This is a genomic window from Achromobacter sp. EB05, assembly GCF_044232075.1.
Classification (GTDB): Bacteria; Pseudomonadota; Gammaproteobacteria; order Burkholderiales; family Burkholderiaceae_B; genus Achromobacter; species Achromobacter dolens.
The window spans coordinates 1,640,886-1,653,481 of record NZ_CP155917.1; the positions used below are offsets into that span (position 1 = coordinate 1,640,886).

The window sequence follows — 12,596 nt, forward strand, 5'->3', positions numbered from 1 at the left end:
TGTCTTACGCCGGACGTCCGCCGAAGCGCGTGGCGATGTCGGCGGCCAGTGGCGCGTAGCGTTCGTTGTCGCGGCCGGCCAGGGCGCCCAGGTGGGCTTCCGAGGCGTCGAACACCTGCCAGTAGATGCGGCCGCAGAGCTCGCGCGCCGCGTGGCCGGGCCAGTTATCCGGCAGCATCGGGCCGGGTAGCTGCGGATCGTGCAACACGATCCGGCGCCAATTGTGCAGCAGCATGACCCGCGCGATGAACGCGTCGGAAGGCGTTGGCGGCGTTTCCAGCAGTTTTTCCAGTGGCCCGAAATTCCGGCTGAACTGCCGGTATTGCTCGGCCACGTCTTCCAGGTTCCAGCATTGCGACGCGAGGCTCGCGATCGGCAGCCCGCCGGCGCCCGCCAGATCGCGCGCCGACAGCACCAGCGCCTTGTCCGGAATGCCCAGCTTTTCGAGGATGTCGTGCGCCGCGCGCGCCTCGGTGTGCGGATGGGCGAACAGCCCGGGCGCGACCATGCCGAATCCTTCCCACACCAGCTCGCGACGCAGTTCCGCGCGCTCGGCCAGGCCATTGCCAGTGCGCGGTAGCGCCACCAGCGTCCATTCTCCGCTCCACTCCCGCGGCGCGCCTTCGTAAATGCGCTGCGACGCATGCGCCGTGTGGCGCAGGCCCTGCTCGGAGATCAGATACAGGCTGCGGCGGCCATGCCGTTCGGATTGCAGCCAGTTCTGCGCGACCAGCCGGAACACGCTGGTGCGCAGCAGGCGCTCGTTGATGCCCAGGGGCGCCAGCAATTCGATCAGGTCGCCGAGCCAGATGGCGCCGCCATGGGGCGCCAGGGCGTCCCCCAGCAAGCTGACACAAAGCGATTTGGCGCGCGGCGGATCACTCTTGATGAGGCGTGACAGGTAACGGTCCAGGGGCGACTGAGGGTTTGCCATAAGGGGGGCCGCAAGGGGCCGATATCGGGATCCTCAATATGATACATAAATCCAATGTGATACAGATTTGAGTTTGACAATGGATTTTTTGTATTAAATAATCCGCCTATGACATGACGGCCCTGCGCGGCGTTTGCTTTGCGCTATCGCAAACCGTCTCAAGGAGACAAAACATGTACGCTCAACTCGTCGAAACCGGCGTCAAGCAGGTCAAGACCGCGGACCAGCTCGAAGGCCGTGAACAGACGTTCCAGCGCCGCATCGACGAAGGCGTGCGGATCGAGGCCAAGGACTGGATGCCCGAGGCCTACCGCAAGACCCTGGTGCGCCAGATCTCGCAGCACGCCCACTCCGAAATCGTGGGCATGCTGCCCGAAGGCAACTGGATCACGCGCGCCCCGTCGCTCAAACGCAAGGCCATCCTGCTGGCCAAGGTGCAGGACGAAGCCGGCCACGGCCTCTACCTGTACAGCGCCGCCGAGACCCTGGGCGTGTCGCGCGACGACCTGATCGACGACCTGCATGCCGGCCGCGCCAAGTACTCCAGCATCTTCAATTACCCCACGCTCAGTTGGGCCGATATCGGCATGATCGGCTGGCTGGTCGACGGCTCGGCCATCATCAACCAGATCCCGCTGTGCCGTTGCTCCTACGGTCCCTACGCCCGCGCCATGGTGCGCGTCTGTAAGGAGGAGTCCTTCCACCAGCGCCAGGGCTACGACCTGCTGATGCAGATGTGCCTGCACGGCACGCCCGAACAGAAGGCCATGGTGCAGGACTCGCTGAACCGCTGGTGGTGGCCGGCGCTGATGATGTTCGGCCCCTCCGACGCCGACTCCCCCAACAGCGCCCAGTCGATGGCCTGGAAGATCAAGCTGTTCTCCAACGACGAACTGCGCCAGAAGATGGTCGACCAGACCGTGCCGCAGGCCGAATACCTGGGCCTGACCATTCCCGATCCCGAACTGAAGTGGAACGCCGAGCGCGGCCACTACGACTTCGGCGAAATCGACTGGGCCGAGTTCTACGCCGTGCTCAAGGGCAATGGCCCGTGCAACCGCGAGCGCCTGGCGGCGCGCGTCAAGGCGCACGAAGACGGCGCCTGGGTGCGCGAGGCGCTGGTCGCCTACGCCGACAAGCAGGCCGAGCGCAAGGCGGCCTGAGCCTTGGCCGGGCGGCGCCCGGCCTTCCAACTCCTTACCCATCCAATACCCGGGGCGCCACGCGCGCCCGGCATCCGAGGATATCCATCATGAGCAAAGACTGGCCTCTGTGGGAAGTGTTCATCCGCAGCCAGCACGGCCTGGCGCACAAGCACGTCGGCAGCCTGCACGCGCCCGACGCCGAAATGGCGATCAACCACGCCCGCGACGTCTACACCCGCCGCAACGAAGGCCTGAGCATCTGGGTGGTGCGGGCTTCCGACATTTCCGCCAGCAGCCCGGGCGACAAGGATCCCTTGTTCGAGCCGGCCAACAGCAAGGTCTACCGGCATCCTACGTTCTTTCCGATGCCTGAAGAAATCAAGCACATGTAAGGCGGCGGGGGAGACATGGACAAGACTTTCTTCGAATACCTGCTGCGCCTGGGCGACACTACGCTGATCCTGTCGCAACGCCTGGGCGCCTGGACCGGCCACGGCCCGATCCTGGAAGAGGACCTGGCGCTGACCAACACCGCGCTCGACCTGCTGGGCCAGGCCCGCATGTGGCTGACGCTGGCCGGCGAGGTGGAAGGCGCCGGCCGCGACGAGGACGCGCTGGCCTATCTGCGCGATGCCCATCAGTTCCACAATGCGCTGCTGGTCGAACGGCCCAACGGCAACTATGCCGACACCATGGCGCGCCAGTTCCTGTTCGACGTCTGGCACTACTTCCTCTTGCAGCGCCTGGCGCAATCGTCGGACGAGCGCGTGGCCGGCATCGCCGCCAAGTCGCTCAAGGAAGTGACCTACCACGTGCGCCGTTCGTCGGACATGGTGGTGCGCCTGGGCGATGGCACCGAGACCAGCCACGCCAGGATGCAGGCGGCGATCGACGACGCCTGGCGCTTCACCGGCGAGCTGTTCACCGACGACGCGATCGACCAGGACATGGCGGCGCGCGGCATCGGCTGTGAGCTGGCCGCGCTGCGTGCGCCGTGGGAACAGCATGTGCGCGAAGTGCTCGAGGAAGCCACGCTGACCGTGCCGGAGGCGGCCGCGGCCGATCACCCGGCCCACCGTGGCGGTCGCCAGGGCCGTCACACCGAGGAACTGGGCTACGTGCTGGCGGAAATGCAGTACCTGCCGCGCGCCTATCCGGGAGCCAAGTGGTGAACGCCGTCGCGCCCGCGTCCATCGAGCAGGTCTACGCCTGGCTGCAGGAGGTCCCCGATCCGGAGATCCCCGTGCTGTCGGTGGTGGACCTGGGCGTGGTGCGGGACGTCGCGTTCGAGGGCGACGCCTGCGTCGTCGTCATCACGCCGACCTACTCCGGCTGCCCCGCGATGCGCGAGATCACCGAAGACATCCGCCAGGTGCTGGCGCGCCACGGCATCGGCGAGGTGCGCGTCGAGACGCGCCTGTCGCCCGCCTGGACCACCGACTGGATGAGCGAGAAGGGCCGCGCCGCGCTCAAGGACTATGGCATCGCCGCGCCCGCGCAACAGGCCATCGACATCTCGGGCATCAGCCGGCGCAATGCCGGGCCCGCCATCGAGTGCCCGCGCTGCGGTTCGCGCGACACGCGCCTGGTCAGCAATTTCGGATCGACCTCGTGCAAGGCGCTGTACCGCTGCGTAAGCTGCCGCGAGCCGTTCGATTACTTCAAGACTCACTGAGAGTGGTTTCGAGAATGAGCCTGAACCAATTCCACCCCCTGAAAGTGGCCTCGGTGGCGCGCAACACGCGCGACGCGGTGGTCGTGACATTCGACCTGCCCGACACGCTGGCCGATGAATTCGCCTTCCTGCCGGGCCAATATTTGACGCTGCGCACGCAGCTCAACGGCGAGGAACTGCGCCGTTCCTATTCGATCTGTTCGGCGCCGCGCGACAAGCTGCTGCGCGTGGCGATCAAGAAGGTCGACGAGGGCGTTTTCTCGAGCTGGGCCAACCACGAGCTGCAGCCGGGCCAGACCCTGGAAGTGATGGCGCCGGCCGGCAACTTCACCGTCGACTTCTCGCCTGAAAACCAGCGCCACTACGTGGCATTCGCCGTCGGCAGCGGCATCACCCCGGTGTTCTCGCTGGTCAAGACCGCGCTGTCGACGGAGCCGAACAGCAAGTTCACCTTGTTCTTCGGCAACCGCGCCTCGTCGGCCGTGCTGTTCCGCGAAGAGATCGAGGACCTGAAGAACCTGTACATGGACCGCTTCTCGCTGGTCTACGTCATGAGCCGCGAAACCCAGGATATCGAGCTGTTCAACGGCCGTCTGGACGGCGACAAGGTCGACCAGTTGATGTCGGCCTGGATGAGCCCCGAGGATATCGACTACGCTTTTGTCTGCGGTCCGCAGACCATGACCGAGAGCGTGGTCGAGCGACTGCAGGCCCGCGGCATTCCGAAGGCGAACATCAAGTTCGAACTGTTCGGCGCCCCGAAGGGGCCGCGCGCGTTGCGCACGGGGCAGGACGCCCGCCAGGCGCCCGGCAAGGGCCAGTGCGAGGTGACCGTGGTGCAGGACGGCCACAGCCGCAAGTTCGTGATCGACAAGAACAAAGACAGCGTGCTGGATTCGGCGCTGGCGCAAGGCATCGAGCTGCCGTATTCGTGCAAGGGCGGGGTGTGTTCCACCTGCCGCTGCAAGGTGGTCGAGGGCGAAGTGGACATGGATGCCAACTTCGCCCTGGAAGACTACGAAGTGGCGCGAGGCTTTATCCTGAGTTGCCAGAGCTTTCCGGTCAGCGACCGCCTGGTGATCGACTTCGACCAGGAAACCTGACCCGGCGCGCGCCAGTCAGACCCCCATTCCATTTGGAGAGACGCAGTGTCCCAGAAATTCTTCGAACGCCATCAGCCCCTGCTGGAACAAGCCCTGGCCGCCGCCGCGCTGCGCGGCTACTGGAGCCCGTTCGCCGAGTCGCCCAGCCCCCGCAACTATGGCGAGACCGCCAATGACGACGGCCGCGCCGCCTTCGAGGCGCTGCGCGGCAAGCCGTTCCCGCTGAACCTGCATGACGCCGACGGCACCGTCGGCGGCGAAAAGTCGCCCTACGGCTTCGACCTGGGCATCACCTATCCGCACGTGCCCGCCGCCAAGCTGGTGGCCGCATCCAAGCGCGCGCTGCAGGACTGGCGCCGCGCCGGCCCGCAGGCCTGGGTGGGCGTGTCGCTGGAAGTCCTGGCGCGCCTGAACAAGCTGAGCTTCGAGATGGCCTACGCCGTGCAGCACACCACCGGCCAGGGCTTCATGATGGCCTTCCAGGCCGGCGGCCCGCACGCGCAGGACCGCGGCTTCGAGGCCGTGGCCTACGCCTGGCAGGAAATGTCGCGCATCCCCGGCGTCGCCATCTGGGAAAAGCCGCAGGGCAAGAACGATCCCATCCGCATGGAAAAGCACTTCACCGTGGTGCCGCGCGGCGTGGCGCTGGTGATCGGCTGCTCGACCTTCCCGACCTGGAACGGCTACCCCGGCCTGTTCGCCAGCCTGGCGACCGGCAACACCGTCATCGTCAAGCCGCACCCGGGCGCGATCCTGCCGCTGGCGCTGACCGTCAAGGTGGCGCGCGAAGTGCTGCAGGAAGCCGGCTTCGACCCGGACGTGGTGCTGCTGGCCGCGCATACCGCCGAGGAAGACACCGCGCGCCAGCTCGCGCTGGATCCCGCGGTCAAGATCATCGACTTCACCGGCAGCACCGCCAACGGCGACTGGCTGGAGAACAATGCCCGCCAGGCGCTGGTCTACACCGAGAAGGCCGGCGTCAACCAGGTCATCATCGATTCGGCCGCCGATCTGAAGGGCGTGGCGCGCAACCTGGCGTTCTCGCTGGCGTTGTATTCGGGCCAGATGTGCACGGCGCCGCAGAACATCTACGTGCCGCGCGACGGCATCCAGACGCCGGAAGGCCGCGTCAGCTTCGATGAGGTCGCCGCCGCCCTGGGCGCCGCGGTCGACAAGCTCGGCGCCGACGCCGCCAAGGCCGTCGAGCTGACCGGCGCGATCCAGAACGAAGGCATCGTCGAACGCATCGAGAAGGCGCGCGCGCTGGGCCTGCCGGTGGTGGCCGACAGCAAGACGCTGACGCACCCGCAGTTCGAGAACGCCCGCGTGCGCACGCCGCTGCTGCTGCGCACCGAGGCCGGCAACCCCGCCATCAGCCAGGAATGGTTCGGCCCGATCGCCTTCGTGGTCGCCACCGATTCCACCGCGCACAGCATCCAGATCGCGCGCGACAGCGTGATCGAGCACGGCGCGCTGTCGCTGTCGGCCTACACCACCAGCAACGAGGTGGCCGAGCAGGTGCAGGAAGCGGCGGAAGAGTCCGGCGTGTCGCTGTCGCTGAACCTGACCGGCGCGGTGTTCGTCAACCAGACCGCGGCATTCAGCGACTTCCACGGCACCGGCGCCAATCCGGCGGCCAATGCGGCGCTGTCCGACTCGGCCTACGTGTCCAACCGCTTCCGCGTGGTGCAGACGCGCCGCCATATCTGAACGGTGGAACGGGACATGACCTACCAAGACATCCAATTCGAACTGGCCGACGGCATCGCCCGCCTGACGCTGAACCGTCCGGACAAGCTCAACAGCTTCACCGCCAACATGCACGCTGAAGTGGCGGATGCGCTGACCCGCGTCGAGACCGAGGGCGCGCGCGTGCTGGTGCTGACCGGCGCCGGCCGCGGCTTCTGCGCCGGCCAGGACCTGAGCGAGCGCAAACCCGCGCCCGACGGCACGCCGCCCGACCTGGGCGAGACCGTCGACAAGTTCTACGCGCCGCTGGTGCGGCGCCTGAACGCGCTGCCGATGCCGGTGGTGGTCGGGGTCAATGGCGTGGCGGCGGGGGCGGGCGCCAACCTGGCCTTCGCCGGCGACATCGTCATCGCCAAGGAATCGGCCAACTTCATCCAGTCGTTCTGCAAGCTAGGCCTGATCCCAGACACGGGTGGCACCTTCGTGCTGCCGCGCCTGGTCGGCCGTGCCCGCGCCATGGGGCTGGCGATGCTGGGCGACAAGCTCAGCGCGCGCCAGGCCGAGGCCTGGGGCCTGATCTGGCAATGCGTGGCCGACGACGCGTTCGACACGACCCTGGAAAACCTGGCGCAACATTTCTCGCGCGCGCCGACCAAGGGCCTGGCCTTCACCAAGCGCGCCTTGCAGGCCAGCCTGGGCAATGACCTGGCGACCCAGTTGGACCTGGAGCGCGACATGATGCGCGAACTGGGCCGCAGCGCCGACTACGCCGAAGGCGTGGCCGCGTTCCTGGGCAAGCGTGAACCGCAGTTCAAGGGGCAATGATGAGCAGCACGCACGTTCCGCCCGTGGAGGCGCCGACCGATCCGCAGGAACTGGCGCAGGCCGTGGGCACGGTGATGTATGCCGGCGACGCGGCCTCGCAAGGCCTGGACATGAAGGTCGAGGAAATGGCGCCCGGCTATGCGCGCCTGACCATGCGGGTCCGTCCCGACATGCTCAACGGCCACAAGACCTGCCATGGCGGCTTCATCTTCGCGCTGGCCGACAGCGCCTTCGCCTTTTCCTGCAATTCGCGCAACGTCAGCACCGTGGCGTCGGGCTGCACCATCGATTACCTGGCCCCCGGCTTCGAGGGCGACCTGCTGACCGCGGTGGCGCAGGAGCGCTCGCTGGCCGGGCGCACCGGGGTGTACGACGTGACGGTCACCAACCAGGATGGCCGCAATGTCGCCCTGTTCCGTGGCCGATCCTATCGCATCAAGGGGCAGATCGTCGGCACGCCGGCCGAGGCTTGAACGCGTCAACCAACCAGAGACAAGACCACCGGCCGAGGCGGGCGCGCGGCGCGCCCCCCGGATCGGAGGATGCATTCCAGGAGAGAGATAACCATGTCCAACACCATGAGCAAGCCGGGGCTGGACCCCATCGAGCATGCCAGCCAGGATGAGCTGCGCGCGCTGCAGCTCGAGCGCCTGAAGTGGTCGCTCAAGCACGCCTACGAGAACGTGCCGCACTACAAGAAGGCGTTCGACGAGATCGGCGTGCATCCGGACGACCTGAAGCAGTTGTCCGACATTTCGAAGTTCCCCTTCACCACCAAGAAGGAACTGCGCGAGAACTATCCGTTCGGCATGTTCGCGGTGCCGCGCGAGCGCATTTCGCGCATCCACGCCTCCAGCGGCACGACCGGCAAGCCGACCGTGGTGGGCTACACCCAGCGCGACCTGGATAACTGGGCCAACCTGGTGGCGCGCTCGATCCGCGCGGCCGGCGGCAAGCCCGGCGACACGGTGCACGTGGCCTACGGCTACGGCCTGTTCACGGGCGGCCTGGGCGCGCATTACGGCGCCGAACGCCTGGGTTGCACCGTCATCCCGATGTCCGGCGGGCAGACCGAAAAGCAGGTGCAACTGATCAACGATTTCCGTCCGGACATCATCATGGTCACGCCCTCCTATTTCTGCAATATTCTGGAGGAGCAGCGCCGCCAGGGGATTGATCCGCGTCAAAGTTCGCTGCGCATCGGCATCTTCGGCGCCGAGCCCTGGACCGGGCAGATGCGCGCCGATATCGAGGCCGAGGCCGGCATCGACGCGGTCGACATCTACGGCCTGTCCGAAGTGATGGGCCCGGGCGTGGCCAGCGAGTGCGTCGAGACCAAGGACGGCCCGGTGGTGTGGGAAGACCACTTCTACGCCGAGATCATCAATCCGGATACGGGTGAGCCCGTGGCGGACGGCGAGCCGGGCGAACTGGTGTTCACCTCGCTCACCAAGGAAGCGATGCCCATCATCCGCTACCGCACCCGCGACCTGACCCGCCTGTTGCCGCCCACCGCGCGCAGCATGCGCCGCATCGGCAAGATCACCGGCCGCAGCGACGACATGCTGATCGTGCGCGGCGTGAACATGTTCCCGACCCAGGTCGAGGAACTGGTGCTCAAGATCGCGCAACTGGCGCCGCATTATCAGTTGGTGCTGTCGCGCACCGGCAACATGGACGAGCTCGAGATCCTGACGGAAGTCCGCGCCGAGTTCTCGACCCTGTCGGACGCCGAGCGCGCCGCGCTGGGCAAGCAACTGCAGCATGCGGTCAAGACGCACATCGGCGTCAGCGCCCGCATCCAGGTGTCGGACGCCGGCCACGTCGAGCGCACGCTGACCGGCAAGGCCCGCCGTGTGATCGACAAGCGTCCCAAGGGCTGAGCGCGCTGCGGGTCCCGCCGCCGGCAACGGGCGCGGCGGCCACATCGCCATGAAAAAGCAGCCCTCGGGCTGCTTTTTTTCGCGCCGTCGCTGCCCGTCGGGCGCGCCGTCAGGCCTGCCGCGCCACGTCGCGCACGATGTGGCGGTACCAGAAGTGCAGCAGCGTGGCCGACAGCGCCAGACCGACCATAGCCATCAGCCACATGCTGCCCGCCCCCTGCGGCGAGCCGGGCACCAGGATCTCGCGCAGCCCGTCCAGGCCACCGCGCCCCGGTCCGAAACCGAACCACCAGCCGCCGACCAGGCCGACGCCGGCCAGTGCCACCGTCTGCAGCAGCAGCGGCACCACCGCCACCTTGTAGGCGCGCAGCAGGTAGGAGTTGATGCACTGCATGGAGTCGAACAGGTGGAACAGCGGCAGCACCGCCAGCAGCGTGGTCGCCACCGCGGCCACCTGGGAATTATCGGTGTAGGCCGCCAGGATCAGCGGGCGACCTGCCAGTAGTACTACCGCGGTCAGCAGGGCGCCCATCAGCCCCAGCGCCAGGCCCGCCATGCCGGTGCGGTGGGCATGCGCGAGGTTGCCCGCGCCGATCGCCTGCGCCGTCAGTGCGGCGGTGGCCACGCCCAGTGCCATCGGCATCATGTAGCACAGCGCGGCCAGGTTCGACATGATCTGGTGGCCGCCAGTCACGAAAGTGCCCTCGCGCGCCACCAGCAGGGCCATGAACGTGAAGGCCGAGACTTCCACCAGATACGAACCGCCCATGGGGATGCCCAGCCGCAGCAGTTCTTTCAGCGTCTTCCAGTCGGGCCGGCCGACGTGCAGGTGGAAGCGGCGGTAATAGCGGTCGTGGGTGATGACCCACAGGCCCAGCCCCAGGCTCATCCACGAGACCACGGCGGTGGCCAGCCCGGCGCCGGTGGCGCCCATCGCCGGCAGGCCCAGGCTGCCGTAGATGAACAGCCAGTTGAAGAAGGCCTTGAAGCCGATGGCGGTGAGATTGATCGCCATCACCAGCTTGGGCCGCGACACCGAGGTGCCGAGCGCGTAGATGGTGCGGAACACCAGCGCGGCCGGCAGTGCCAGGATCAGCGCGCGCAGGTACGAGGCGATGCGCTCGCGCACCCCGGGATCGACGTTGCCGGACATCGACAGCCAGAAGTTCGGGAACAGCATCAGGATGGCGCCCACCGCTGACAGGCCCAGCGCCAGCCACACGCCCTGGCCCCAACTACGGCCGACTTCGCGATTGTTGCCGGCGCCGAAGTGCTGCGCCAGGATCGGGATGAGGGCGTGGACCACGCCCATCAGGCCCACGAACACGGTGATGTAGATCGACGCGGACAGCGCCATCGCCGCCAGGTCGTTCGCGCTGGCGTGGCCGGTCATGGCGGTATCGAGGACGCCGAACGAGATGCCGGCCCATTGGCTCACCAGGACCGGCCACGCCTGTTTGGCGATGTTGCGCAGGGTGGCGCCGAAACCGGGCGCCGCCGGTTGGGCAGGCGTCATCGGGTGGGGCCGACTCGCAGCAGGCGGAACACTTCCTGGCGATCGGCGCGGCGCCCGCCTTGCCACAGCACGTCGGCGCTGTCGCTGTAGGCGGCGGTGTTGTCGCGCAAGCTCTGGTTGGTGGTCTGCTGCAGCACCAGCGTGCACTTCGAATCGAACGTGAACGTCAGGTTGTTGAAGATCAGGAACGAGGCGCGCTGTCCGCTGCCCAGGCTCAGGCCGCGCACGCATTCGCCCGGCCGGATGTTCTGTTCGATCGCCTGCGCCAGTTCGCCGGATACCGTGCGGTAGCTGCGGGCGTAGTCGACCGCCGGCTGCCACAGCAGCACCAGCAGGATCCAGGTGACGGTCAGGCCGCCGGCCGACAGCACGGTGCCGCGCCACAGCGCCTGGGGCTTGACCCGCAGGCGCCAGACCACCAGCGCGATCCAGCCGATGGTGAAGGCCACGCCCAGGGCGAAGGCGGTCCAGGAAATGACGGGTTCGTAGCCGGTGGTCTGGCGGCCGATGTTGCGGGCGATCTGCGCCGGCCAGTGAAAGTGCAGGGCGATCCAGCCGAGCCACGCGGTGGCGGCGGTCAGCGAAAAACACATCACGGCGAACCAGTCCAGCGTGTTGACCACGCCGCGCCGCAGGGTCGGCAGCGAGAACGCCCCCAGCACCGCGCAGGGCACGGCCAGCAGCACGTATTCGGAGTCGCTTGCCTCGTCCAGCCCGAACAGCACCAGGGCCGAGCAGATCAGCAGCATCAGCGGCACCCAGATGTGCGGCGCATAGATCCAGGCGCGCCAGCGCCAGATGGCCAGCAGGGCCAGCGGCCAGGTCGGCCACAGGTACCAGGGCAGGTCGCGCAGCGTGCGGCCCACATCGTGCAAGGTGGGCACGGCGAAGGACGCCAGGTTCCAGGTCTTCCAGTTGCGGATCCAGTATTCGCTGCTCTGGCTGGCCGGGATCCACCAGGCCAGGATCAGGACGGCGGCGACCAGCGCGGCCCAGGGCAGCCAGCGCTTGCATTTCCAGAGCGGCCCGCGCGGATAGAACGCGAGCAGGGCGGCGACCATGATCGGCAGGGCGCCGATCCAGCCGCGCGTGAGGAAGCTGGCCGCCAATGCGATGCCCAGCGTGGTCGAGCCGGTGACGGGGCGGTCCACGGTGCGCGCCAGCGAATAGAAGGCCAGCGCCTGGCACGCCATGATGGCGGGCACCACCGTGGTTTCATGGGTGCGCTGCAGGATGCCGACCGTGGCCAGCAACAGCAGCAGGGCGGCGTCGGCCAGCATGCGGCCGTAGTCGCGCGGCTCCGGTTCGCCACCGAAGGGCAGCGCCAGCGGCTGGGCTTCGGCGCGGCGGCCGAGCAGGTAGGTGCCGTACCAGACGCTCATGGCCGTCACGCCAAACCACAGCAAATTGGGCAGGCGACCGGCGGTGATGTCGCCGATGAGGGGGCCGAACAGCCAGATGCTGATCGCGCCGATCCAGGTGATCAGCGGACCTTCCTCGGCATGCGCCAGGTGCCCCACTTGCGGCAGCAGCCAGGTGATCCCGCCTTCGCGGATGGCGGTGATCATCGTCGCCAGCCCGACCGCGTCGTCGGTCTTCCACGGGTCGCGCATGAACAGGCCGGCGACGATATACGCCAGGGCCAGCCCCAGCAGGATCAGCCTGGGCAGTTTCGCGGTGGCCACGGACGTCAGCCGGGCCGGAGTGGAAATGGAAAGTGGGGACACGGGCGTTAATGTAACCGAGAGATCGGGAAGCGCCAGCCCCCGGGTTGCCGACGGGCAGGGTCAGGGGAAAAAAAAGCAGCCCGGAGGCTGCCTTTTTGC

At 67.4% G+C, this 12,596-nt stretch carries 12 protein-coding genes; 9 read left to right on the top strand and 3 right to left on the bottom strand.

The features are described from left to right. Positions 1 to 4 precede the first annotated feature (4 nt). Complete coding sequence (gene paaX, locus AAID08_RS07465; protein ID WP_054501432.1) at positions 5 to 934, bottom strand: phenylacetic acid degradation operon negative regulatory protein PaaX; 930 nt, start codon at positions 932 to 934, stop codon at positions 5 to 7. A 173-nt stretch (positions 935 to 1,107) separates the two neighbouring features. Here paaX and paaA point away from each other — a divergent pair, with 173 nt between their 5' ends. The 9 genes from paaA (at position 1,108) to paaK (ending at position 9,254) form a co-directional block, all read left to right on the top strand. After that, a complete protein-coding gene (gene paaA, locus AAID08_RS07470; RefSeq protein WP_049072388.1) occupies positions 1,108 to 2,097 on the top strand; it encodes a 1,2-phenylacetyl-CoA epoxidase subunit PaaA in 990 nt (329 codons plus the stop codon). Positions 2,098 to 2,186: 89 nt separating this feature from the next. Then, complete coding sequence (paaB, locus tag AAID08_RS07475; RefSeq protein ID WP_006388300.1) at positions 2,187 to 2,471, top strand: 1,2-phenylacetyl-CoA epoxidase subunit PaaB; 285 nt, start codon at positions 2,187 to 2,189, stop codon at positions 2,469 to 2,471. 15 nt (positions 2,472 to 2,486) lie between these two features. Beyond that, positions 2,487 to 3,251: a 1,2-phenylacetyl-CoA epoxidase subunit PaaC gene (paaC, locus tag AAID08_RS07480; protein ID WP_144655013.1), complete on the top strand. Its 765-nt coding sequence runs from the start codon at positions 2,487 to 2,489 to the stop codon at positions 3,249 to 3,251. Then, positions 3,248 to 3,754: a 1,2-phenylacetyl-CoA epoxidase subunit PaaD gene (gene paaD / locus AAID08_RS07485; RefSeq protein WP_144655014.1), complete on the top strand. Its 507-nt coding sequence runs from the start codon at positions 3,248 to 3,250 to the stop codon at positions 3,752 to 3,754. The genes paaC and paaD overlap by 4 nt, the downstream gene beginning before the upstream one ends. Positions 3,755 to 3,768: 14 nt before the next feature. Beyond that, positions 3,769 to 4,857 carry a 1,2-phenylacetyl-CoA epoxidase subunit PaaE gene (gene paaE, locus AAID08_RS07490; protein ID WP_054501431.1) on the top strand — a complete coding sequence of 363 codons (1,089 nt, stop codon included), beginning with the start codon at positions 3,769 to 3,771 and terminating at the stop codon, positions 4,855 to 4,857. Positions 4,858 to 4,902: 45 nt separating this feature from the next. After that, positions 4,903 to 6,567, top strand: a complete 1,665-nt coding sequence (paaN, locus tag AAID08_RS07495) for a phenylacetic acid degradation protein PaaN (RefSeq protein ID WP_175142225.1) — start codon at positions 4,903 to 4,905, stop codon at positions 6,565 to 6,567. Positions 6,568 to 6,582: 15 nt separating this feature from the next. Then, a complete protein-coding gene (gene paaG, locus AAID08_RS07500; RefSeq protein WP_054484665.1) occupies positions 6,583 to 7,371 on the top strand; it encodes a 2-(1,2-epoxy-1,2-dihydrophenyl)acetyl-CoA isomerase PaaG in 789 nt (262 codons plus the stop codon). Then, positions 7,371 to 7,844, top strand: a complete 474-nt coding sequence (paaI, locus tag AAID08_RS07505; RefSeq protein WP_049072392.1) for a hydroxyphenylacetyl-CoA thioesterase PaaI — start codon at positions 7,371 to 7,373, stop codon at positions 7,842 to 7,844. Before paaG ends, paaI begins: the two co-directional genes overlap by 1 nt. A gap of 93 nt (positions 7,845 to 7,937) precedes the next feature. Further along, positions 7,938 to 9,254: a phenylacetate--CoA ligase PaaK gene (gene paaK / locus AAID08_RS07510; protein ID WP_049072393.1), complete on the top strand. Its 1,317-nt coding sequence runs from the start codon at positions 7,938 to 7,940 to the stop codon at positions 9,252 to 9,254. 109 nt (positions 9,255 to 9,363) lie between these two features. Here paaK and AAID08_RS07515 read toward each other — a convergent pair whose 3' ends face one another. Together AAID08_RS07515 and AAID08_RS07520 are read right to left on the bottom strand one after the other, a co-directional pair. After that, positions 9,364 to 10,770 (bottom strand): MATE family efflux transporter, encoded by a 1,407-nt coding sequence (locus AAID08_RS07515; RefSeq protein WP_144655016.1) that lies wholly within the window; start codon positions 10,768 to 10,770, stop codon positions 9,364 to 9,366. After that, the gene (locus AAID08_RS07520; RefSeq protein ID WP_064526913.1) at positions 10,767 to 12,497 is read right to left on the bottom strand and encodes a glycosyltransferase family 39 protein; all 1,731 of its coding nucleotides are present in this window, start codon (positions 12,495 to 12,497) and stop codon (positions 10,767 to 10,769) included. The genes AAID08_RS07515 and AAID08_RS07520 overlap by 4 nt, the downstream gene beginning before the upstream one ends. Positions 12,498 to 12,596: the final 99 nt, after the last annotated feature.